This window comes from Emergencia sp. JLR.KK010 (genome assembly GCF_037018265.1).
Lineage (GTDB): Bacteria > Bacillota > Clostridia > Peptostreptococcales > Anaerovoracaceae > Senimuribacter > Senimuribacter intestinalis.
In genome coordinates, this window is the sequence record NZ_CP143550.1 from 2,322,612 (window position 1) to 2,347,269 (window position 24,658).

Below are 24,658 nucleotides of genomic sequence, written 5' to 3' on the forward strand. Positions count from 1 at the left end.
TTTATGATATAGCGCGATAAGTTACCTTCCCGCCTGTCATAGTTAGAACAACTTTTGCTTCGGAAATTTCCTCCGCGGGAATTTCAAACAGATTTCTGTCAAGCACGGTCAAATCCGCATATTTGCCGACAGAAATCGTACCCCGCACGCCTTCGCTGAATCCTGCATACGCCCCTTCATAGGTAAACGCCTGCAGCGCTTCTTCTAAGGTCAACCCGTACTGGGGATACCAGGTCTTGCCGGAAACCGGGTCTTTACGGGTTACCGCATACTGCAGATTGGGCAGGATATCAAATTTTTCTACCGGGCAGTCGGAGCCTGCACACTGATGCACGCCCAGCTCAGCAAACCTTCGCCAGTTATAGCTGGTAGCCTCCAGTTCCTCTCCTACGCAGTCTTCTACGATATGCATATCATAGCGGACAAAAATCGGCTGAATATATGCCAGCAGATTCAGTTTCTGAAACCAGTCCTGCTGCTTTTCGCTCATAATCTGGCAATGGACGATCCCGTGGCGAAGATTCGCCTTTGGATTCTCATAATGCGCCCTGCGCAGCGCATTCAGCGTCTGTTCCAGCGCACCGTCGCCGATACAATGAATCGCCATCTGCATTCCGTACTCCTGCGCCAAGGATATCATCTCCTGCAGTTTCTCATCGGTATAATTCAGCACGCCACAGGTTTCCGGCGCGTTGCAATACGGCGCAAGCATAGCCGCCGTATGGGCGCCGAGAGATCCGTCTGTAATAATCTTCAGCGGTCCGATTCTGAAAAAACCGTAATCATCGCCGGTTCTGTGCCCTGCTGCAAGAAATTGTTTCAGCTCCGGCAGGGTTTCCAGATTGCACTGTTCATAAATCCGCACATCCAGCTTTTCTGCTTCGGAAAGTTCTCTATACGCCTGTAAAATCAGTTTCCCGCAGGTGCCCGGCAGCACCGTAAAATCATCGGTATGCACTTCCGTAATACCGGCTCTTGCGGCAGCGCGCGCCGCATCCTGAATCAGTTCCTTCAGTTCATCTAAATCCGGCAGCGGCTCCGCCTCAGAAATGGCGTTTTGCATCTGTTCTCTGACGATACCGTCCGGACAGCTTTCCAAAAGTCCCGAAAGCGCCAGCGCTTTTGTATTGCAAACAGAAATATGCAGGCAAGCTCTCTGCAATACCACCGGCACCTCTTCTGAAATCGCATCTAGATCCGTCCTGGTAGGCATGGTTTTTTCTATCCAGTCGTCCTGGTTGAAGCCTCCTGCCAGGAGCCATCCACCCTTCTCGCTGATTTCAGAAACCCTGCTGCGGCAAAGCTCCATCGCTTCTGACAGTGACTTAGTCTCTGACAGATCGATAGTTCGCCGTACCATGGCGTCGTAAATAAAATGCAGGTGACTGTCGATAAATCCCGGCACCACGAAGCTTCCGGCAAGGTCAATCCGCTCCGTCCTGCTGCTTGCCAGCGCCAGCATCTCCTGGTCACTACCCAGCGCTACAATCACGCCGTTTTTCACTGCTATAGCGCTGCATGCAGGATATGCCTGATCCTGCGTATAAATTGTTCCGTTGTAGAAAATGGTATCCATAAATGCAATCTCCTTCTGTGATAATACATTTATTATATCAGCTTCCTTTTCCCACTGTAAACAATAAATTCCAGCAAAATCAGCACAATTTATTTACCACTTCTTCGACGGAAAGTCCGGTTTCCGTTTCTCATAGAAGGCTGCCAATCCTTCTTTTGCGTCTTCACTGGTAAAGGCTTTATACCCCAGCAGCGCCTCCGTCTCAAAAGCCTGTTCAGCCGGCATTTCTCTCAGCTTCAGCACAGATTCCTTTGCCGTCTGCACTGCCCTTGTACTGCAGGCGCAGAGCTTCTTTGCCATCTCCATGGCTTTCTCCATCACCTGTTCAGGCGGTACCACCGCATTTAAAAGTCCATAGTCTAACGCCTTTTGCGCATCGATCCTCTCGCCGCTTAAAATCAGTTCCATTGCTCTGACATAGGGAATCTGTCTTGCCAATCTTACCAGTGTGCCGCCGGCAGGCACGATTCCCAGCGAAACTTCCGGCAGAGCAAATACCGCCTGACTGGATGCCACCCTGATGTCCGATGCCAGCATAATTTCAAAACCGCCGCCCATGCAAAGTCCGTTGACCGCACAGATAAGCGGTTTATACAACTCACTGTGCTTTAAATGTGCTGCGTCCCACTCGTCGATATAATGTCCCTGTCCCAAATACGGAATGGATTCCGTCAGATCCGCCCCGACACAGAAAGCCTTCTCTCCTGTTCCTGTCAAAATGCATACTGCTACATGGTCATCCTTCTGCGCTTTTTCAAAAGCCTCTCCTAAGTCCTGATACATCTGCAGCGTCAGGGTATTCAGCTTTTCCGGTCTGTTAAACCAAATCACTGCAATCCCATCTTTCACCTCATAAGAAATATGCGTCATCACAAAACTCCTTCCTCTGAAAGCACACGGATTTCTTCTTCCGAATATCCCAAAAACTCTTGATAAATTCGGGCGTTGCCTTCTCCGATCTCCGGCGCGCGGCCCGAAGTATCACACGGCGTTTCACTCAATTTAACCGGTGTTCCGAACAGCTTGCCGTGAGCATTTCCGTAAGCATAGTCGATAAACATGTCCCTGTGATTCAGCTGCGGATCTAAAAGCACCTGATCTATCGTATGAATGGCTGTCAGTGGCAATTTTTCCGCCAGTGCGTCCTGCAGCTCCTGACAGGTATACGCAGAAAACCACTGATTGATTTTCGGCAAAATTCTCCTATTGTAAACTTCTTCGTCAAAGCGCTTTGCCATGGTATCAATTTCAGGATCCTGCAAAAGCTCCGGTTCGCCAAAGAACTCGCAGGTCGTCTTCCAAAAACGATCTGTATAGCCGCCGAAGAAGACTTCGCCGTCCTTTGCTCTGAATTTCCCATAAGGCCTGCAGAGGGGATGATCATTTCCAATAGGCACCTGCACCTGGCCTCCCACCGTATAATTGGAAACGGCATTTTCTGTCAGCGCCAGAGAGGCGTCCAGCTGCGCCACATCCACCAGCTGCCCCTGTCCCGTTTTCTGCGCGTGAATGTACGCAGAAAGAGTTCCAATCGCGCCGAAAAAAGTTGCCGCCAGATCTCCAATAATCGTACCGATTCTGGTCGGTTCACCGGGCATACCGTTCATGGACCAGAGCCCGCTGAGCGCCTGCCCGCTGTTATCATATGCAGGCCATGTCGAATACGGTCCCGTCTGTCCAAATCCCGAAATTGCTGTATAAACCAACTTCGGATTGTACGTTTTCAAATTTTCATAACCAACACCCAGCTTATCCATTACGCCGGCGCGATAATTTTCCACAACAATATCCGCTTTTTGAACCATCTGCCGGAAAATATCCTTTGCCCGCGGCTCTTTCAAGTTCAACGTGATTGCCTCTTTATTCCTGTTATACTGGGCGAAGAAAGCGCTCTGCCGCTTATCTCCATCTACAAGATATGGCTCAAAATCCCGTGTATAGTCCGGATCACCGGGATTTTCAATCTTAATCACTCTGGCGCCAAGATCGGCTAATATCATCGTTGCATAAGGTCCTGCAACAACTCTTGTTAAATCCAGTATCGTTACACCTTCCAGTGGTTTCATTTTCTTTTTCCTCCATAAACTCATACCGGAAAGCCTGACTTTTCAGTGACTTTCCGGTATGGATCCAAAACAAGACAGGTCTTTATTTTATAGAATTCATTTCACTTGTGTTATAATCGTTATTTCGTTTCTTTCTTGGCTCTCTTTGCTTCCATATCAGCAAGATAATATTTACCCGGTGTATGGAAGAATTCATCCTGCAGTTTTACAACCTGTGGTACAAGCCAGATAATCGCAATCATATTTGGTATGATGAACAAAGCATTGACAAAATCGTTAAGCTGGTATACTACAGTCAGTTCCATACCGAAGGTTACGATGATCATGGTCGCAATGGCGATAAATCTCCATGCAACGCCGGCCTTTGGCGTTTTAAACAGGAACTCCGCCTGTCTCTCATCGTAGAAAATGACTACGGTAATCGTTGTAATAACAAAGAGCAGTACGCAGATTGCCACAAAGTAATCTCCTGCCGCGCCAAATACTGTATGGAACGCCGCCTGCCCCAACGCGCCGGCATCTACACCCGGCTGCTTCCATACACCGGTTGTCAATACAGAAAGCGCCGTTGCCGTGCAGACTAAAATCGTATCTACGCCTACTTCAAAGACACCCCACATCGCTTGCCGAATCGGATGGTCAACATCAGCTGCCGCATGGGCTGACGGTGCAGAACCAAAGCCTGCTTCGTTGGAATATACACCTCTTGCGGAACCCCAGCGCAGCGCCAGCGCAACGGTAGAACCGGCAAAGCCACCAACTGCGGCGTGCGGTGTAAACGCATAAACAAAGATACTGCCCAGGGAAGGAAGAATCTCACCAGCGTTGCACACTAAAATGATGATAACGCCCAGCAAATAGATCGCTGCCATGATTGGCACTGCCTTTTCCATAACACTGGCAATTCTCTTAATACCGCCGAAGACAATCAGCGCAACAATCGCCGCAACAATGATACCGAATACCGTACCATTAATGCCAAATACCGCAACCTGTGCACTGGCGGACAGCGTCTGTGAAGCCACCGACGGAATTCCCGCAATCATGGTAAAAAACGCACAGAAAATCGCAATAGCACGTCCTGCCTTTTTCCCACCGAACAGTTCCTTGACATAGCTGAAAGCACCGCCGACCCATTCGCCGTTTTCGTTTTTCGTTCTGTATTTCATACAAAGAGCAATTTCAACATATTTGGTACAGCAGCCGACAATGGCGATAATCCACATCCAGAAGATTGCCCCCGGTCCGCCCAGTGCAATGGCTACCGGAACGCCCACGATATTGGACGCGCCGATGGAAGATCCCAGCGCAGAGCATGTTGCCGCAAAAGGAGATATTTTACCGGCTTCTGCTTTCACAAACATCTTGCCAAAAGTCTGGGAACAGATGTAGCGGAGCCTTGTAATCTGTGGAAAGCCTAATCGAAGGCTCATATATAATCCGCCGCCAACGATTAAAATCAGAATGGGAAGTCCCCAAAACCAGTTGGCGCACGCAATACAAAAATTCATAATAGCTTGCATCGTTTTTTCCTTTCTACTACAATATATTTGGAAAAGATATTCTGTAAGGATAAAAATCGGATCTGTGCTTTATTGATCCTTTGTCCTGTCATACACACATTCGCCGTCCATATAGGTTTGCATCACCTGAATTTCAGGAAAACGTTCTGGCGGTACATGCAGAATATCCTCTGACAATACCGCAAAATTTGCCCGGAAGCCTTCTGCCAGCTGACCGATATCAGAAAACCCCGCAATCTCAGCGCCCTCTTTCGTATAGAGTCTGATGGCTGTTTCTATATCGATGCTGCCTTTCTCACCGCAGTCCGTTCCATCGTACGCCGTTCTTGATACCGCGCACTTGAGATTCGGAAACGGATCGGACGGATGCGCCCAGGAGGTTGCCGGCGCGTCCGTTGACAGCGCCACTTTCACGCCACAGTCCAGCATATGAGAAATGGGATAGGTCTCCTTAATCCAGTCCATACCCAAATTGTTTCGATAACTCTCAATTTCAGCATACAGGAAAATCATCTGCGTTGCAAAAGCAATTTTTCCTGCTGCCGCCTTTTCAATGGCAGTCTGAGACGGTTCTGTAATATGTTCCATGCGAACAGACGGCATATCACAAAGCCACGATCCGGTCTGATACGCAAGATCCACAATCCGGTCGATTGCCCGTTTTCCCATAGTGTGCACAGCCAGCTGGCACTGATGCTTCTGACAAAATTTCATGGCGCTTTCGATTTCCTCGTCGCTGCACACAGAAATGCCACATTCGTCACAGGAACCCAAATAGGGTCTGTCCATCCATGCCGTTCTGCCGCCGATACTGCCGTCTGCAATCAGCTTAATTCCATTTCTGTGAATCTGCCTGGATTTGTCTGCTTTCTCAGCGTCCCACCGGAAATCAGGATTTTTACGAATCAAATCCCAAATATAGTACATGCCTACATCCTGCCGGAATCCTTTCTCTGCCGCTTCCTGATAATAATCGAAATAATCCACTGCATCCAGGTTTCCCATATCCGTCACCGCTACAATCCCCTGAGAAAGCAGCAGCTTTCCCAGATCCACAAGACCGTCCACGATGGCCTCTCTGGATTTGTCCGGCAAAACCGCGCCGACCAGATGGCGGGCATTTTCTTTGAGAATCCCCGTCGGCACGCCTTCCGCATCCCGTTCAATTTCTCCGCCTGGCGGATCAGGGGTATCCTTCGTAATCCCTGCAAGTTCCAGCGCTTTACTGTTGACACTCCGAATATGAGAGCAGGAACGAAGCAGTTCGATGGGATAATCCGCTGACGCCTTGTCCAGATCATACCGGTTTGGCGCGCGATGTTCCGCAAACTTTTCTTCATCATAGCCCCAGCCGCAAATCCATTCTCCTGGTTCTTTCTTTAACGCTGCGAGGCAAATTTCCTCCTGCAGTTCTTTGATGGAGTGAACCACCGGCGGCAGGCAGGATATCTTCGCCGCGCAGTCTGCCAAAATGACCGGATGCATATGGGTATCCACAAAGCCGGGAATGACGCGCTTTCCTTTCAAATCCACAATTTCACAGTCATATTCCGGCAAATCGCTGCTGTCTCCAATAAAAGTAATTCTTCCGTCCTTTACTGCAAAGCAGTCCGCATACGGCCTCTTTGGATTTGAGGTGAATATCTTACCATTGATAAATACTTTCTGTTTCAATTCAGCCTTCATCTCCTTGCTTTTTATACTGTTCGAAAAGTTCTGCCGCATATTCCATGCGTACGTTTTTCTCTGCCACCATCTGTTTCACGATTTTCTCCAGCGTTTCACCCTTTGCACCTACAGTGCTGGCCAAATTTCTCGCATGCAGAGACATATGCCCCCGCTGGATGCCCTCTGTCGCAAGCGCTTTCATCGCCGCCAGATTATTTGCAAGACCGGCAGATGCGATGATCTGTCCCAGTTCTGCAGCAGTTTTTACATCTAAAATTTTCACGGCTGTTTGTGCCGACGGATGGATTTTGGTAGCACCGCCGACAAGTCCGACCGCCATAGGCATTTCAATACAGCCAACTAAATCTCCCTCCGCATTCTTTTCCCATGTGGTCAGCGATGTATATCTTCCGTTTCTTGCCGCATAAGCATGGGCGCCGGACTCAATGGCTCTGGTATCATTTCCCGTTGCCAGCACCACCGGAATAATTCCGTTCATAATCCCTTTGTTGTGAGTTGCTGCCCGATAAGGGTCTGCCGCCGCAAAGGCATAAGCGCTGAGAATTTTTTCCACCACCTCGACGCCGCCGACTGCTTCCTTTTTCCAGGTTGCTCTTGCCCGCACCACACGCCTGTCCGCCAGATTGGACAAAATCCGCAGCTCCGCAATGCCGCCGGTCAATTCCTCTATGTAAGGAGAAACTGTTTCTGCCATGGTGTTTACCGCATTTGCGCCCATGGCGTCCAGGGTATCCACCAGAAGATGCACAATCACCATAGGACCTTCCGCCGAATCTATGATTCTGACCTCCACATCTTTTGCGCCTCCGCCAAAGCTGACCAAAACTGGATCTTTTTCGTTACAGATTCGCAAAATTTCCTCTTTTTTCTCTAAAATCATACTCTTTGCTGCAAAAGGCACAGGTACGCGCAGCATCTGAATCTGCGCAATCATGATATTGCCGGAGGTACTTGCTGTAAAGCCGCCTGCCGCTCTTGCCATCTTTGCCGCATTGCTGCATGCCGCAATGACAGACGGTTCTTCTGTCACCATGGGAATTACCACGTCTTTACCGTTTATGATAAAGTTAATGGCAACACCCATCGGCAGCGCGAATCTGCCGATTACATTTTCTACCATGTGATCCGCCTTGTCCATGTCCAAAGAATCCGCGCTTCTGAGAACTTCCTGTTCTGCGATAGAAAGTCCCGCGAATTCGGCAACCTCCCGCATTCTTGCCTCTGTATCCAGCTTGAAAAAGCCGGAATAGCTACTTGTTTTCATCTTATCATCTCCTCTGTTATTTGATTGCTGCTGTAAAGGAATGCAGCGTGCGTCCTAAAATTCGTTCCATCATCTGCGTAATAACGCCGCATTTTTTCTCATCGATTCCGGTATCAATCCCCATGGCATTTACCATGGAGACAAAGTCGCAGGTTTCCACCAGCCCGGTTCTCTCCGTATCAAAGTAATATGCGCCGATCCCCTTGACAGGTACGCTGTCGACAATATTCGCAACTTGTCCGCCAATGCCGCCCAGGCTGCAGTCAAAGGTTCTGACACCTGCCTCCATCGCTGCACAGTAAGATGCCATCCCCATGCCGCGTATATCATGGACATGGAAGGAATGCATCGATGCATCTGGATACTTCTGTAGGACATGCGAAAAATAGCGGTATACGGTTTCCGGATCTGCGATGCCGTCAGGATCAGAATGTTCAATCTCGTCAAATCCAATGTCAAAAGCCCGATCTACAAATTCGTAAGCCTTTTCGATTGGTATTTCTCCCTGGATCGGACATCCGAAAATCGTTCCAATATTGCCGAAAACCTTCTTGATGCCCAGACTGTGAAGAAATTTTATATTTTTTTCTGCTTCATTAAAAAGTTCTTCATGGGTTCTGTTCATATTCTTGCGGGCATACGCCTCGCTGGTTGCTAGCTGTCCGCACAGTACGCGGTCAATCTGAACGCCTTCTTCAAGGGCTGCAGCTACACGCTCACAGGCTTTCGTGTTGAGCACAAGGACGGTGTACTCTACGTCCTCTCTTTTCGGAAGTCCTTTCAATACCTCCAGGATATCCTTAAACTGGGGTACATATTTGATATGACTGAACGTGCCGACCTCAATGCGCCGAAATCCTGCTTCCATCAGCCGCTCTGCGATCCAGAGCTTCGCCTCTGTGGGCACGAACATTTCCTCGTGCTGAAATCCATCCCGCAGGGTCACGTCGATGATGTCCACTTTGCCCGGTAATGGTCTTTTCAAATTCTTTCACTCCCTCCTTCAGTCTTTGCACTATACTATCGCAAAGGGCGTGCCAATCCGTTCATTTGAAAAAGGGCAACAAAAAAACGCCTGAATTTCAAGCGTTTTCAGTATTAGATTAAAATTGCAGCCGCACTTTTTTCGATGAAAAATTCTTTATTTATAAAAATATTTTTATTTATTCAAAATTTTTTATTGGTGATCCCCAGCTTCTTCAGTCTGTACTGCAGCTTCTGCGGAGAGATGGAAAGCCTCCTGGCAACATCAATTAACTTGGTTTCCTGCTCCATCACAGTCTGAATCACCTGACGCTCATAGGCTGCCAGCATCTGTTCCAAATCAACATGCATTCCCGGCTCTATCTCTGCTGCTTCAGAAAGTAAATCTGCCCGCTGTGATACATTCCGTTCTTCTCTGCTGACCGTCTTTACAAGCTGTGTTCTTCGGAACAGCGCGTCCACACTTTCCAAGCTAATATATTCCTTCTTTTCTATATTAAATGCGCTTTCGATGATATTGCGAAGTTCCCTCACATTGCCGGGCCAGTCCCACTTTACAAAGACCTGCTCCGTCAAAGGGCTGATCCCCTTGATATTTCGCTGCATGCGTTCATTATAATAGCGAATGAAGTGTTCCGTCAAAAGCAGAATGTCGTCGACACGTTCTCGAAGCGGTGGAATTTCGATCTGTAAAACACAAATTCTATAGTACAAATCCTCCCGAATTCGCTTTTCGGAAAGCAGCTTTTCAAGGGGTTCGTTGGTCGCGCAAATCAGACGTACATCAAAATGAATATCCTGATTACCGCCGATTCGGCGTATTTTCTGTTCTTCAATTGCCTTCAGAAGCTTCGCCTGCATCCCTAAATCCATCGAATTGATTTCATCCAGAAAGAGGGTGCCTCCATTAGCCATTTCAAAAAGACCCTCTCTGGATTCCGCACCGGTAAAGCCTCCCTTTTCTGTACCAAAAAACATGCTTTCAAGAAGATGGGATGGAATTGCTGCACAGTTCTGTGTAATAAAATTTCCGGTACGCCGCTTTCCCTCTGCATGAATTGATTCCGCAACCAGCTCTTTCCCTGTTCCTGTTTCGCCATAAATCAGCACCGGCGAATCACTGTTGCTGGCCTCCAGTATCATCGCTTTCATTTCCAGCATTTTCTTGTTCTGCGTGATAATATCATCTGTGACATAAAGCTTCTGTTTCAGATATTCTGAGGTCTTCAAATTCTGCAGATAAAGAAGCTGCGCAACATTGGCCGCGCCCAAAATCACCCCGTTCTCCACAATGGGATACGTGATGCCGCGCAGTACCATCTGATAATTTTTCCAGGTCAGCTTCTGGGGTTCATCGATGGACATCTTTCCTGTCCTCAGCGTCTGGAAAACGGTACTGTTTTCCTCTGACAGATCCTCATAAAAATTCGTCAGATGCTCTCCGACAATCGATCTGGTCCAGTCCGGAATGACTGCATTAGACATTCTGCCAAACCACGTGCTGTACTCCACAATGCCATGTTTATTTACAATCAGTACACCATCATATTTGGTATTGTCGATTTGCATAATCTGGTTCAGTTTATCAATCAATCCACTCATTGCACAAAGGTTCCTCCTGCAGAACTAAAGCATGCTTTGTTCTGCCGCTTCCACGACATGTTTCATCAAAAGACTGGTTGTCACACTGCCCACACCGCCCGGTACCGGGGTCAGCCACACCTGGGCGTCCTCACAGACCGACACATCGCCGATCATTTTTCCTTCCTCATTAAAGTTGATGCCCACATCCACAATCACCTGACCTGGACTAATCATCTCATCTGTCAAAGTCCCTGCAGCGCCGGCGGCTGCTACAATCACATCCGCCTCTTTGCAAAGATTCCGTAAATCCTCCGGTCTGGTCTTTGTGTGGCAGACGGTTACCGTCGCGTTTTCCTTCAGAAGCATCAGACTGACGGGCTTTCCGATGACCATGCTCCTGCCGATGACCACCGCCCGCTTTCCGCGTAAATCTACATCGTAATGTTTCAAAATTTCAATGCAACTTTCCGCTGTGCACGGCGCGAAAGCGCTGTCCCCAGTAAAAAATCTGCCCAGCGCGCCATCCGAAACGCAGTCCATATCCTTTTCCGACGCGATGGCATTTCGTACCTTCTCGCTGTCGATGTGCCTTGGCAAAGGCTGCAGCAGCAGCACACCATGAATTTCCGGATTCTGATTGATGGATTCTATGACCGCAATGAGATCCGCTTCCTCTATCTTCCCATCACAGATGAATTTTTCTGTCTGTACGCCGATCTTCTTTGCCTTTTTCACAGCGCCGTTTTCATAGGCGATATCGCTGCCGTTTTCCCCCACACGAACGATTGCAAGGGTCGGCACCACGCCTTTCTCATAAAATACGGGCATCTTTGCAATCAACCCTTCGTCAATGGCGTCCGCCACTGGCTTTCCTTTTAGTAATTTTTCCATCTTGTCCCCCTATTTCTTTAGCTGACTGTACACTTTCGCGTACACCTCATCGGCGGCTACTGTATATTCCATCAGCATCTTCTCAGCTTTCTCATTGAGCGTTTCGGCGTATGCTCTGTCCTGCATCGAGCCTGTATTAATAAAGACGTTCAGTGACGCGCCCTGCAGGGCTGCTTTGGCAAAAATTACGCCGACACCGGCATCACTGACTGCAAGAACGCTGCCCTTTTCCGCAAATTCCCTGTGCAGATCGATGACCTTGCAACACTTTTCCATAATTTCCAGAGGTACGCTACATGCATCCTTCAGCACAAGCTCCATGACTCGCGCCTTCTCCGCCTTTTCTTCCTTCGTTTCTTTCGGCATGCCATAAGCCGCCGCAAGGGGCGCGAAAACCTCCGCGTCCTTTTCCACAAGGGCAAGCAGCTCTGCCTGCAGAACTTCCGCCTGTTTCATCAGACCTTTGATATCTTCCTCTACGGCTGCATACTTTTTCTTGCCTACGGTCAGCGATCCGACCATACTTCCCAGTGCTGTTCCCAGTGCGCCCACCAGCGCCGACGCGCCGCCGCCGCCCGGCACAGGCGCTTTGCTCGCCAGCACTTCTGTAAATGCTCTCAAGCTTTGATCAATCCATTGCATAGGTTGTACCTCTCTTTTCTTTTTAAACTGGTATTAGTATAGCACGGGTGCCGCTATTTTTGCAAGCCGCACCCTTTTCTTTCGCGCGGCAAACGCGTGAAAAAGCGATACCCTTTTACACTGCTGACAAAACTGACAATTTCTCAGATTTTTGTCAGTCTTGTCGGTGTTTTATGTAAAAATCCTGACAAAACAGACAGAATCGAAAAAAATTGTCAGTTTTGTCAGAATTTCAGGGGCATACGATGTGATTTCGACACGATTTACTGACAAAATCTTTCAAAATCCAGAATTTTGTCAGTACTATCGTCGAAGACTCCTTTCATGGGTTTGCCATGTTTTCTTTCACTCTCACCTTTTCTTTGATTTACCAGAACACGCAGCCTTTTATTCTTTTGTGCCGCGCGCTTTGAAACAGCCTTCTTCATGAGAATCAATGACGCCAACCGCCTGCAAGTACGAATAAATAATCACCGTTCCGACAAACTTCATTCCTCGTTTTTGCAAATCCTTTGAGATTTGATCGGAAAGTGGAGAACTTACCACATCTGTTTCGTGCAAAACAGTTTCGCAGGTCCAATGCCAGAGATAGTTGGAAAAACTTCCGTATTCCTTTTGGATTTCGCGAAAAATCCGCGCATTATTTACTGCCGCTCGAATTTTCAATTTGTTGCGGATGATGCCTGGATTTTCGCGAAGTGCTGCCATTTTTTCCTCGTCATAATCACAGACTTTGGCAAGATCAAACCCATCAAAAGCAGCTCGAAAGGCTTCTCTCTTATTGAGCACGCACTCCCAGGACAAACCCGCCTGAAAGCTTTCCAAAATCAGCATTTCGAAAAGCTGATGATCGTCATGCACCGGCACACCCCATTCTTCGTCATGATAACGCAGATAGATTTCATTCTTGGGATTCACCCACCTGCACCGTTTTTTTCCATCTTTCCATTCCATTCCGTTTCTCCTTTTCAAACATAAAACGGCAAAAGCGTGCACATTTCTATACGCACGCTTTTCGTCTCTCACAATTTCTTATTGTGTGCATAGGAGCTTTAGCTCCGTCATGCACACTTTTTTTACTGAAACGCCTCGATCTTTTCAATTCGGTCAAAAGCCTCTTTCAGGGTATCCACATTGACAGTGCAAGCGATACGCACATAGCCTTCTCCGCAGGCTCCAAAGGCATCACCCTGCAGCATCAGCACATGTGCCTCCTTTAGGATCAGTTCCGCCGCCTCAGCACTGGTCAGCCCACTTTCCTTAATGTTCATAAACAGATAGAAACTTCCCTTCGGCGGGTAAATCACAGAAAGCTTTGGAATCTGGTTAATTCTCTCCGCTGCATAGAACATTCTCTTCCTGTATTCGGAAATCATCGGCGGCTGAATTTCCGCTCTGTGGCGAAGTGCATAGATTGCAGCACGCTGAGATACTGACGGCGCAGTAAAGACCACATTTTCGTTAATCTGCTGAATCACCTTGATGATGTAATCCGGCGCAATGATGTTGCCCACTCTCCATCCTGTCATGGTGAAGTTCTTGGAGAAGGAGTTGAGAATAATCGTTCTTTCTTTCATACCCGGAAGTGTCGCAAACGGCACAAACGGATTCTGGTAACTGAACGAGGTATAAATATCATCAGAAATTACAATTAAATCATACTTTACAGCGATTTCTGCGATTTTTTCCATAGTCTCTACAGTCAGGCAGTTTCCGGTCGGATTGCTCGGCGAGTTGATGACCAGCGCCTTTGTACGCTCTGTAATCAGAGATTCCAGACGTTCAATGTTAATCTGAAAATCTTCTTCTTCGTAAGTCGGCAGTTCCACAGGAATCCCTCTTGCCAGCTCCACCTGCTGTGGATACGGGGTAAAGTACGGCGCCTGTAAAATAACTTCATCTCCATCGTCTACGATGGCTTCCAGAGCCAGATACATGCCCAGGCATGCAGATGCACAGACAAAAACATCTTCATCAGCCACATCCATCTGATACTCTTCCTTGTAGTACTTGCAGATTTCCGTTCTAAGCTCCGGATCTCCTCTGAAGTCCGTGTACTTGGTATGTCCGGCTTTTGCATCTGCAAAGGCATTGTCGATAATAATATCATGAGTGATTAAATCCGGGTCCCCCAAACTCAGGTTAATCACGTCATTGAAAGACTTTGCCATTACATCGGACTGTCCCATAGCGGTACTCTGGTCTTTCCAGTACCGCTTTGCAATAAACTTGTGCTTCATTTTTTCTACCTCTCTATACATTAAGTTCTTTTAATCTGCGATACAACGTAGCTTTGCTGATGCCCAGCACCTCCGCTGCTTTCAGCTTGCCTGAAAGTGTATCGCCATAAATTCTGATGGCCTCTAAAATATATTCATCTTCCACATCTCTAAGCGGTTTCAAACAAATTCCGCTTTCAGAAGGTGGTTCCGTGGCGTTGCCCAAAATTCTTTGCGGCAAATCTTCAACCGTAATATAGGAACCAGAAGAAATATTGACTGCATACTCGATGGCATTCTGCAGCTGTCTGATGTTGCCCGGCCACGCATACTCGTACAGCCTGTCCATGGCCGCCTTGTCTATGCCAAAAATATCTTTGTGCAGCGCCTTTGCATAAATCCTGAGAAAATGCTCTGCCAATTCTCCAATATCACTTCGTCGCTGTCTTAGCGGCGGTAATGTAATAGGGATGACACTGAGGCGATAATACAAATCCTCCCGAAACTGTCCGTTGCGCGAAAGCTCCTCTAAATCCTGATTGGTGGCTGCGATAATCCGTACCGACACCTCTATCTCCTTGCTGCCGCCTACTCGCTGAATTTTTTTCTCCTGAAGGGCTCGCAAAAGTTTCGCCTGCAGATGGATTGGAAATTCACCGATTTCATCGAGAAACAAAGTACCGTGATTGGCAAGCTCAAACTTTCCCAGCTTTCCGCCCTTCAACGCACCGGTAAATGCCCCCTCCTCATAGCCGAACAGCTCGCTTTCGATTAAGTTCTCCGGTAGCGCCGCACAGTTAATGGCAACAAAAGGACCATCCGCATTTCTGCTGGCGGTATGAATGGCTCTAGCAAAAACCTCCTTGCCAGTTCCACTTTCTCCTTGGATCAGAATCCCTGAATTCCCCTGTGCAAAACGCCTCGCCTCTTCTTTTACCTTCCGAAACGCGGGACTGCTTCCTACAATGTCTTCAAAAGGCAAATTGCAACTGTTATTTTTCAACTGCTTGACAGTTTCTTTTAATTTCTTCGTTTCAGAAGTCTCTTTTAGTTTCATCACCAAAAGTTCTGACATTCTGTGAATAAACTCCAGAAAATCCTTGTTCTTTTCCATCAGTCTCTTTACATCTTCTTTTCCATGGGCATAAAGACCAATGGCGCCGTAAATATCCTCTCCATCGATAATTGGAATGGAAATCATTGCGTTAACGTCGCACGCATTCTTCTCCGGACAATTTTTGCATCCTGCAAAATCCTTCTTGCTGTCTTCGATCACCATCATTTTTCGTAGGCGAACGGTCTCCACCAGCATGGAATTACCGGTCAACTTATTCAGCGCCCGCTGATTGGTGATGCCGTCTTTGCTGTCCCCAATAATCTGAAACTGCATATCACAGACCAACACCTGCATGTCCGCTACTGTGCTGATAATTTCTGTGGTCTTCTGTGCATATTCTCTGATACTACCTAAATTCATAATTACCTCTGGGAACGAATCACAGCGCAAAGGCTGCCAGTGGCAGCCTCTACTTCACGTATATTTTCATTTTAACAGAAGATTGCACTTATTTCAATACTTTCATTTTCTGTGTCTATTTATCATAGGTTCTGAAAGCAAATACCGGCAGGCTGTCGTCTTCTGCAAAATAATCTTTGTACAGCTGTCCCGCTGTGCCGATGTCGGTGGAACCCATACCGATAATACTTGCACAGATGATTTCATCATCGTTTTCTCTTCCGCTCTTACGCCCCACTACGATATCCGGCATTTCAGCATGGATGTTTTCTTCTGTGATTCTTCCGTCATGAACCAGTTTCAAAAGTTCACCCCTGTGGGCGTTCTGTGCCCAGCTGTCGACAATCAGCTTGTCACAGTGAAGCGGAATGTTTTCATCCAATTCCTGGAAGGAACCCAGAGACATCACAGTACAGCCCTTTTTCAGCCACGCACCCATTACCAGCGGCTCATTGGCGATGGTTACCGTAATGATCAGGTCAGAGCCTTCACAGCATTCCTGATTGGTCTTTACCGGCGTCACCTTTACCGCAAGTTCCTGATTGAGTTCTTCTGCACATTTTACCGCTGCTTCCCAGTATAAGTCAGAAATCTTGATTTCTTCCAGATTTTCACAGGATTCTGCGATGGCTCTTGCATTCATTCTGCCCTGCACACCTGCGCCGATGATGCCGGCAACCTTGGCATCTTTGCGAACCAGATACTTAGAAGCAACGCCAGCAGAAGCGCCGGTTCTGATGTCCGTAATAAAGCTGCCATCCATGATAGCAAGGATTTCACCAGTTCTGGCTTCGTTTAAAATAATTACGCCGCCGATGTATGGAATACCCTTCTTTGCATTATCATTGAATCCCCATACCCATTTGATACCGGAGATATCCACGTCTTGTCCGATATATGCAGGCATTGCATTGTAGGAGCCGCCATATGGCGGCCAGTCGTTGCTTTCGCCGGTATCCAGCGTAATTTTTGCCGGCATATTCACTTCGTTGTGTCCATGGGCTTCATATACCTTTTCAACAAGTTCGATGGATTTTTTCATGTCCAGCACTTTCTGTACATCTGCCTTTGAGATCATCTTTACATTATTCATTTTCATTTCCTCCTATTTTTAGGTTCCTTAAAATGGACCGTAATTTGTCAAAACTGCTGCCGCAAGGATAATGCAAACCCATGCGGACCATTTCATTACCAGTGAGAATGCAAACTTAAACCACTGCTTAAAAGATACGCCTGCAAGTCCCAGTGACGCCATCAGAATCGGATGTACCGGCGTAATCATATTCCAGAATCCATCGCCGCTTTGAAATGCTAATACTGCGGTCTGTCGAGTAATACCAAGCACGTCAGCTAGTGAACTCATAATCGGCATCACCACAACCGCTTGTCCCGAAGACGACGGAATCAGGAAGTTGACAACCCCCTGTGACAAGTACATGCCCCATGCTGCTACCACGCTTGGAAGTTTCGCAAGCGGTACAGAAGTCGCATAGACGATGGTATCCAAAATATTTCCGTCCTGCAAAACAATCAAAATCGCTCTGCCAAGACATACCAGAATGACCGCTGTCGCAATATCTCTGCAGCCAATCATAAACTCGTTGATCGTGTCGTTAAAGCTGCCCTTAAAGTGAATCAGTCCTACGATGATTCCCATAAGGAAAAACAGCGCAGCCATTTCGCCCAGGTACCAGTCAAATTTGATAATGCCGTATACCAGTACCGCAACAGTCAGAACCAGAACCAGCAAAATCACCTTGTCTCTGCCGTTAAATTCGCGTTCCTCTACAGTCTGCAGGTTTTCCGGCAGTTCGTTTAAGTTCACCACCTGACCGCTGTCCTTGAACTTCTTTCCGTGGCGAATGGTGTGATGAATCGCAATGAGAAGTGCACCTACGCCCAGCGCAATGCGAAGTCCTATACCGGAAAACATCGGCAGGTCGCAGATGCCCTGTGCCACGCCGGTGTTAAAGGGATTCAGCGCACCTGCTGAATATCCGCTGTAAAGTCCCACAATTGCCATAGATACGCCTACAATCGGGTCAAATCCCATCTTAATTGCAATTGGCACTAAAATTGCTACCAGTGGAATGACCTCTTCGCCCATGCCATAGGACATGCCGCCAAGGAAAAATGCGCTCATGATGATAATCACCAGCAGACTTTCCTTTCCTTCATATTTGCGAATCAATTTGTTCAGTCCTGCCGCAATAGCGCCCGACTTGGTTACAATGCCAAAGGCGCCACCTATGACAAAGATAAACCAGGCAATATCAGAAGCGTCCACCATACCGTTATAAATAGACATGATAAGCTGCATAAAGGTCGTCGGATTGGACTCTGCGCTGGCATAGGTACCCGCTACTACCAATGTTCTTCCTGTCGCCTCATCCAGCTGCCGCTCAAAGAGTCCTGCGGGAACGATATACGTTAAAATTGCAGATAAAACCACTAAAATAATCAAAAGAGTTCCCGTATCCGGAAAGCGCAGTTTGAACTTCTTTTCTTCTAATTTCGGTTCCATGATATTTCCTCCTATATTTTTTCTGCTGTTATATAAAGCATAAAACGTGCCAACTTAATTTCCATTGAAATTTAAACAATTTCTTGATTCAATGCAATGAAGCTTCTCAAAATGAGAACCTTCGACTGCTATTTGTTCTCATTTTGAGATTTTCTCTTTGATTGCCTCCGCTGACAGACCACCAAGTCCCATCTTTTTAAGCGTTCGTCCGCTCTCAAAATAGTTATCTTCATTATATGCCGATGCTAGCGTTATGCAAGCAAGAATAATCGGCGTATCAACACCGCAAAGTTTTGCCAGTTCATAGCACGGCACCAACACATAAGGCACATCTTCACTGATATATCTGGCTTTCGAGCTATCTGGTGCACCGTTGATTTTTCCGTGTGAAACAGATTTTCTGTTAAAGTCATAAACGCTTTCTTCCTCCATACCATACAGCGCATTCATCGCCTCAAGTTCCGTCCGTAGTGAAAAGCCCAAAGCACTGCCCACCGCCAGCCGCTCTAAGTCCATCTTAGCGGCCGCTCTTGCTGTTGCCGGACTGCAGCAGTCCTTATAGTAATTAAACGCCCCGTTAAAATTCTCCAAAAGTCCTATGTTAATGGTTGTCATCAGTGGATGTCCGCCAAAGTTGATATTCTCAAGGCCTGCAACCAGCGGATTATTCAGAATCTCCACCGGAATCGGTAGCAAATCTCTCACCGCATCCTCTACCTTGCCGCTTTCATCTGACGGATAGATGGACAGCGGCAGGAACTTCTTAATTCCCATGATTCCAGTTACACCCGGCGATAGCAGTCTGCATGCCCAAGGAATGCTGATTGTATCTGCAAAATGTACATCAAGGTCAATTTTTCCCGCATTTTTCAGCATTTCAGTAAATACAAGACTTGCGTAATTTGCCGGCATAGTCACTATAATACTGCCATCCTTTAAATGCGGTATCATCTGTGCAAAGAAAATCTCCTGTGCAAAGGACGGACATAGAATCACATACAGCTGACAGAACTCCATCGCTTCCTTGATATCGCAGGTGGCAAGCTCTATCGGCTCAAATCCTTCCAGGATCATAGAGCAGCCGTGTGTCTCTCCTGCCGCACTGATTCCTCCGCGTTCTGCAATATTTTCTATCTGCGTAGGAAACTGCGAAAAATCGCAGATGCAAACCTGATATCCTGCTCTTGCAAAGTGATAAGCTGCAGTAACACCACCGTTTCCTGCACCAAATACAGTAACTCTTTTCATAAAATTAACCTCCTTTGGTATCTTTTTCTTGCCTGTATAAATCGCATAAATCATGCCAACGTAGAAACACTGCAATTGCAAGGATACAAAAACAGCATTTCTCAAATTGAGAAATGCTGTGCCTTATGTTAAGGTTCTTCTTATGCATCGAATTTTGGTTAGTCGCTACATAGGCAAATGGCTGGGTGGTCGCAACGGAAAATAGCAGCAGTCATTCTAAAAACATAAAGAAAAACCAGGACCCACACGACCTGGCTTTTCTTCACGGTAAATACCATAAATTTAACTTCTTGTTTTCTGTCGGGCATTATACAATCTCCAGCATCGATTGTCAATGTCAATCTTAGAATAGTCCTGTAATCTTTCCTGTGTTATCTACATCTATTCTTTCTGCTGCAGGTACTTTCGGCAATCCCGGCATCGTCATAATATTGCCGGTCTTTGCAACGATAAAGCCTGCGCCCGCATCGATTTTCAAATCTGTTACTGTAATGTTGAACCCTCTCGGTGCGCCAAGGAGCGCCGGATTATCAGAGAAGCTGAACTGAGTTTTCGCCATACACACAGGCACATCATTAAAGCCCAGTGATTCCAACTGCGCCATCTGCTTCTTAGCGTTGCCCTCAAAGATAACGCCGTCAGCTCTGTAAATCTTCTTTGCAATCATTTCAATTTTTTCCGCAATGGAAACATTCAGCGGATATACAAACTGGAAGTGATTTTCCTGTTCGCACAGACGCAAAACTTCGTCAGCCAGCGCCAGACCGCCTTCACCGCCCTTTGCCCATACCTGAGAAAGCACTACGTTTACGCCCAGCTCTTTGCACTTATCCTCTACCATTTTCAGCTCAGCAGCAGTATCTGTCGGAAATTCGTTGATAGCAACTACAGCTGGAAGACCGAAGTTCTTTGTTACGTTTTCTACATGCTGTAAAAGGTTTGGAAGACCTTTTTCCAGTGCTTTTAGATTTTCAGCAGCAAGGTCTGCTTTTGCAACGCCGCCGTGGTATTTTAGAGCCTTTACGGTTGCTACGATAACACATGCAGACGGAGTTAATCCAGCCTTTCGGCACTTGATATCTACAAACTTCTCTGCACCCAGGTCAGCCGCAAAACCAGCTTCGGTTACGACATAATCGGCAAGCTTCAGCGCCATCTTAGTTGCCATAATGGAGTTGCAGCCGTGAGCAATATTTGCAAATGGTCCGCAGTGTACAAATGCCGGCGTCTTTTCCAGCGTCTGTACCAGGTTTGGCTTCAGAGCATCCTTCAGAAGGGCTGCAGCAGCGCCCTGTGCCTTGATATCTCTAACGGTAACCGGTTTGTCATCATAGGTGTAGCCTACGATAATGCTTGCCAGTTTTTCTTTCAGGTCGTCGATATCCTTTGCCAGACACATGATCGCCATAACCTCGCTGGCTACAGTGATTTCAAAGCCGTCTTCTCTTGGCACGCCGTTGACCTTGCCGCCCATACCATCTAAGATATAGCGCAGCTGTCTGTCGTTCATATCTACAGCTCTCTTCCAGGTAATTCTTCTAGGATCAATTCCCAGCGCATTACCCTGCTGAATGTGATTATCAAGCATAGCGGCGATCAGATTGTTTGCTGCGCCGATTGCATGGAAATCGCCTGTGAAGTGAAGGTTGATATCTTCCATCGGTACAACCTGCGCATAGCCGCCGCCGGCAGCACCGCCTTTTACGCCGAAAACAGGTCCAAGAGATGGTTCTCTCAACGCTGCCATAACGTTAACGCCTTTTTTGTGCAGCGCATCGGCAAGACCTACAGAAGTAGTAGTCTTACCTTCTCCTGCCGGGGTCGGTGAAATTGCAGTTACTAAAATCAATTTACCATCCGGCGTATCCTGCTTTTCCTGTAAAAGATTATAATCAATCTTTGCCTTGTAGTTTCCATACTGCTCAACATACTTTTCATCAATTCCAGCGGATTTAGCAATCTCTTTTATATTTGCCATTTCCACTTCCTGTGCAATCTGAATATCACTTTTGATTTCCATAGGTCCTTCTCCTTTTCATACGCTTTATATAAAATTCTTTAAAAAACTTTTTCTGTGTATCGGTGTCATACCGCACCGGGTAAGGCCTTCGTAGTGGGCTTTAGTGCCGTAGCCTTTGTTTTTCTCAAAAGCATAATCCGGATATGTCTTGCTCCATTCCGCCATCTGCCTGTCACGGGTTACTTTTGCTATAATCGAAGCCGCCGCAATAGACACACTCTTTGCATCACCTTTAATCAGGGACATCTGGGGCTTTTCCACAGCGTCGATTTTCATAGCGTCAAAGATCACGTAATCAATGTCCGCACCGAAGCGCTCTCTGAGCATGATCTCCGCATTTTCGATGGCCTGCGCCATAGCAAGTTTGGTTGCCTCCAAAATATTGATTTCATCTATAACCTGATTGTCTCTGCTGCCGATTCCCACCGCCAGCGCCTTCTCCAAAATCACCTCATAAAGCTGCTCCCGCTTTTTTTCTGATAGCTTTTTAGAGTCGTCTACGCCAATGACGTCAAAGTCTTCAGGCAACACCACCGCTGCAGCAACTACAGGTCCCGCAAGAGGCCCTCTTCCCACTTCGTCAACGCCTGCAATATATCTGTAACCTTCCCCGTAAAGCTGCCGCTCGTAGCTCAGCATTTCCTCCAGCCTGGCTTTCAGATATGCTTCTCGTTCTGCTTTTTTCATATTTGCTCCAATGTAATATTTCCAATTTTTCCGCTTCTAAATTCATCTAACACGGTCCTTGCGCACCGCTCATAGTCGATTCGCTTGCCAGGCAGGATAAAGCCCCGCTTTCTTGCGATTTCTTCCATGGTTTCAAGAGGCATGTCGCACACCGCATCCAACTTATAACGCTCTGCCAATAAGTCCGGATAGGCGTCCTGCAGCACAGTAATCAATTCCAGTGCAAGGTCTGCCACATCCAAAATTTCATCTTTGATAGAGCCGCAAAACGCCAGATTCAAACCTGCCTTGGGATCCTCAAACTTAGGCCACAAAATTCCTGGCGTATCCAAAAGCTGCATGCCATTTTTTAATGAAAGCCACTGTTTGCCTCGGGTTACCCCCGGTCTGTCACCGGTCTGAGCGCTTTTGCGTCCTGTCATTCTGTTAATTAGAGAGGATTTGCCTACGTTAGGCACACCTACAATCATCATGCGGAGAGGCTTGTTTCGCATCTGCCCTGCGTTCTTTGCCGCCTGTTCCTTGTCCAGCATTTTAAAAAGCTGGTTTACACCGCCGCCGCTCATGCAGTTCATAGCAAGGGTCAAATTGCCCTCTGCCGCAAAATGCGCTGCCCACTTGTCGTTCTCCCTTCGATCTGAAAGATCACTCTTGTTCAAAACGATAATCCGCTTCTTGTCCTTTACCAACTCATCGATAATGGGATTTCGGCTAGATATAGGAATCCTAGCATCAATGACTTCTATAACCAGATCCACAAGCTTCAGATTTTCCTGAATCAGTTCTCTGGTCTTCTTCATATGTCCGGGATACCAGTTTATATTTTCAATCATGTTTTACCTCATCTGTGTGTATTTACGCATATACAAATAGTATATCATTTCTTAGCCGTCCCGTCCACACTTTCATTTGCTAAAGAAAAAAAGGGAACCTAACGGTTCCCTTAGAAAGTTTATCTTTCTTTGCTCTTGATTTTAGCAGCTTTACCGGTTCTACCACGCATGTAGTGCAGTCTGGCTCTTCTAACATCACCTTTTCTAATCACTTCGATTTTTTCAACCCATGGTGAATGTACAGGGAATGTCTTCTCAACGCCAACGCCGGAAGCAATTCTTCTAACGGTAAAAGTCTCAGCAATTCCGCCGTTCTGTCTCTTCAGTACAAAACCTTCGAAAATCTGGATTCTTTCTCTGTTACCTTCTTTAATTTTAACGTGAACCTTTACAGTATCTCCCACGTTAAATGCAGGGACTTCTTTCTTTAAGTAATCCTGTGCAACTGAATCTAAAATATTCATTGTATAGTATCCTCCTTCCCTCCAAGACGTTCTTGTCGCTCATTTTCCTTGCGTACAGAGGACCGCCCGTAATTACAACATGAGCATTATACCATATGGGACATGGAATTGCAAGCAATTTTTGTCTATTATTAATCCACAATTCTAAAAAACACATCAAGACCATTATCCGGGTGATATGACCAGCTCACCTCAATATCTCCATAAGTTTTCGTCTGTCTCCCCATCAGCGCCGTTGTAGAACACATTTCCGTAAATAATGTATCTGGAAGTTCAAGTTCAGTGATAATAGATAAAATATCTACAGCGGCATCAACATCATATTGATCTTTTGAATCTACATTGATACTTGTCCCATCAGAAGACAATACAGCTTTTCCTGATATACATGCTGTATCTGCGGCTTTAAAGCGAAGTTTTAATTCTTTCAATTCTTTTAAGTGTTCATATTTTTCTATCCTCTCAACAGAATCCTTATATCCATCCAGCTCAGTCAAAATATCTATAGCCTCCTCATAATTTTCCTCTGACGCCAAATCAATTGCTTGATTATACTTTTGATTCGGCTGAATGACAGTAATAAACACTATCACTAAGGCTATTATTGCTACCGCAATAATGCCGCCGATAATCATTTTTTTAGAATTCCCCTTTTTAGGTTCCTGCAGTACCGTGCCGCCTGCTGCCTTTCCGCAATTTGGGCAAAACTTTTCGCCATGCAGTTCATATCCGCAACCTCCGCAAAATGACTGTGAATTAGGTACTAATTCTATTTCGCCTGCGAAATCTAGCGGTTCTTCTTCATTTGGAACTTGCTCCTCCAAACTTTGTGCCTCATTATCTTCCATAGTGGTTGGCTCAGTTTCACTTGAAACTTCTGCATCTGTTCCTGTAATTGTATCTTTTTCTAATTCCTCTTTCATTTCAA

The 24,658-nt window shown here is 46.7% G+C and carries 21 protein-coding genes; all 21 read right to left on the reverse strand.

What is annotated here, in order from left to right:
• Position 1: 1 nt before the first annotated feature.
• Positions 2-1,576, reverse strand: coding sequence for an amidohydrolase (locus V1225_RS11160; RefSeq protein WP_338546469.1), 1,575 nt, complete (start codon positions 1,574-1,576; stop codon positions 2-4).
• 93 nt (positions 1,577-1,669) lie between these two features.
• Positions 1,670-2,446 carry an enoyl-CoA hydratase/isomerase family protein gene (locus V1225_RS11165; protein ID WP_338546470.1) on the reverse strand — a complete coding sequence of 259 codons (777 nt, stop codon included), beginning with the start codon at positions 2,444-2,446 and terminating at the stop codon, positions 1,670-1,672.
• Positions 2,446-3,642, reverse strand: coding sequence for a CoA transferase (locus tag V1225_RS11170; protein WP_338546471.1), 1,197 nt, complete (start codon positions 3,640-3,642; stop codon positions 2,446-2,448). Before V1225_RS11170 ends, V1225_RS11165 begins: the two co-directional genes overlap by 1 nt.
• A 119-nt stretch (positions 3,643-3,761) precedes the next feature.
• A complete protein-coding gene (locus V1225_RS11175) occupies positions 3,762-5,153 on the reverse strand; it encodes an amino acid carrier protein (protein ID WP_338546473.1) in 1,392 nt (463 codons plus the stop codon).
• A gap of 81 nt (positions 5,154-5,234) precedes the next feature.
• Positions 5,235-6,839: an amidohydrolase gene (locus V1225_RS11180; RefSeq protein WP_338546474.1), complete on the reverse strand. Its 1,605-nt coding sequence runs from the start codon at positions 6,837-6,839 to the stop codon at positions 5,235-5,237.
• A gap of 1 nt (position 6,840) precedes the next feature.
• The gene (locus V1225_RS11185; RefSeq protein WP_338546475.1) at positions 6,841-8,118 is read right to left on the reverse strand and encodes a hydroxymethylglutaryl-CoA reductase, degradative; all 1,278 of its coding nucleotides are present in this window, start codon (positions 8,116-8,118) and stop codon (positions 6,841-6,843) included.
• A 16-nt stretch (positions 8,119-8,134) separates the two neighbouring features.
• Positions 8,135-9,103 carry a hypothetical protein gene (locus V1225_RS11190; protein WP_338546476.1) on the reverse strand — a complete coding sequence of 323 codons (969 nt, stop codon included), beginning with the start codon at positions 9,101-9,103 and terminating at the stop codon, positions 8,135-8,137.
• A 182-nt stretch (positions 9,104-9,285) separates the two neighbouring features.
• Positions 9,286-10,704 carry a sigma 54-interacting transcriptional regulator gene (locus V1225_RS11195; protein WP_338546477.1) on the reverse strand — a complete coding sequence of 473 codons (1,419 nt, stop codon included), beginning with the start codon at positions 10,702-10,704 and terminating at the stop codon, positions 9,286-9,288.
• 24 nt (positions 10,705-10,728) lie between these two features.
• The gene (locus V1225_RS11200) at positions 10,729-11,577 is read right to left on the reverse strand and encodes a bifunctional 5,10-methylenetetrahydrofolate dehydrogenase/5,10-methenyltetrahydrofolate cyclohydrolase (protein ID WP_251615795.1); all 849 of its coding nucleotides are present in this window, start codon (positions 11,575-11,577) and stop codon (positions 10,729-10,731) included.
• Between the two features lie 9 nt (positions 11,578-11,586).
• The gene (locus V1225_RS11205; RefSeq protein WP_338546479.1) at positions 11,587-12,219 is read right to left on the reverse strand and encodes a cyclodeaminase/cyclohydrolase family protein; all 633 of its coding nucleotides are present in this window, start codon (positions 12,217-12,219) and stop codon (positions 11,587-11,589) included.
• A gap of 387 nt (positions 12,220-12,606) precedes the next feature.
• Complete coding sequence (locus tag V1225_RS11210; RefSeq protein ID WP_160201138.1) at positions 12,607-13,173, reverse strand: DNA-3-methyladenine glycosylase I; 567 nt, start codon at positions 13,171-13,173, stop codon at positions 12,607-12,609.
• A 122-nt stretch (positions 13,174-13,295) separates the two neighbouring features.
• Positions 13,296-14,459: a pyridoxal phosphate-dependent aminotransferase gene (locus tag V1225_RS11215; protein ID WP_338546481.1), complete on the reverse strand. Its 1,164-nt coding sequence runs from the start codon at positions 14,457-14,459 to the stop codon at positions 13,296-13,298.
• 13 nt (positions 14,460-14,472) lie between these two features.
• Positions 14,473-15,915, reverse strand: coding sequence for a sigma 54-interacting transcriptional regulator (locus V1225_RS11220; RefSeq protein ID WP_160201140.1), 1,443 nt, complete (start codon positions 15,913-15,915; stop codon positions 14,473-14,475).
• 115 nt (positions 15,916-16,030) lie between these two features.
• Positions 16,031-17,047 carry an ornithine cyclodeaminase family protein gene (locus V1225_RS11225; RefSeq protein ID WP_161907888.1) on the reverse strand — a complete coding sequence of 339 codons (1,017 nt, stop codon included), beginning with the start codon at positions 17,045-17,047 and terminating at the stop codon, positions 16,031-16,033.
• A gap of 27 nt (positions 17,048-17,074) precedes the next feature.
• Entirely contained in the window at positions 17,075-18,478 is a 1,404-nt protein-coding gene (locus tag V1225_RS11230) for a TIGR00366 family protein (RefSeq protein WP_161907889.1), read from the reverse strand.
• 138 nt (positions 18,479-18,616) lie between these two features.
• Complete coding sequence (locus V1225_RS11235) at positions 18,617-19,726, reverse strand: NAD/NADP-dependent octopine/nopaline dehydrogenase family protein (protein WP_161907890.1); 1,110 nt, start codon at positions 19,724-19,726, stop codon at positions 18,617-18,619.
• Between the two features lie 343 nt (positions 19,727-20,069).
• Positions 20,070-21,746 (reverse strand): formate--tetrahydrofolate ligase, encoded by a 1,677-nt coding sequence (locus V1225_RS11240; RefSeq protein ID WP_202620372.1) that lies wholly within the window; start codon positions 21,744-21,746, stop codon positions 20,070-20,072.
• 24 nt (positions 21,747-21,770) lie between these two features.
• Positions 21,771-22,433 (reverse strand): ribonuclease HII, encoded by a 663-nt coding sequence (locus V1225_RS11245; protein WP_161907891.1) that lies wholly within the window; start codon positions 22,431-22,433, stop codon positions 21,771-21,773.
• Positions 22,430-23,266 (reverse strand): ribosome biogenesis GTPase YlqF, encoded by an 837-nt coding sequence (ylqF, locus tag V1225_RS11250; protein ID WP_160201145.1) that lies wholly within the window; start codon positions 23,264-23,266, stop codon positions 22,430-22,432. The genes V1225_RS11245 and ylqF overlap by 4 nt, the downstream gene beginning before the upstream one ends.
• Before the next feature lie 119 nt (positions 23,267-23,385).
• The gene (gene rplS / locus V1225_RS11255; protein ID WP_160201146.1) at positions 23,386-23,730 is read right to left on the reverse strand and encodes a 50S ribosomal protein L19; all 345 of its coding nucleotides are present in this window, start codon (positions 23,728-23,730) and stop codon (positions 23,386-23,388) included.
• Positions 23,731-23,861: 131 nt separating this feature from the next.
• Positions 23,862-24,653 carry a zinc ribbon domain-containing protein gene (locus V1225_RS11260; protein WP_161907972.1) on the reverse strand — a complete coding sequence of 264 codons (792 nt, stop codon included), beginning with the start codon at positions 24,651-24,653 and terminating at the stop codon, positions 23,862-23,864.
• Positions 24,654-24,658: the final 5 nt, after the last annotated feature.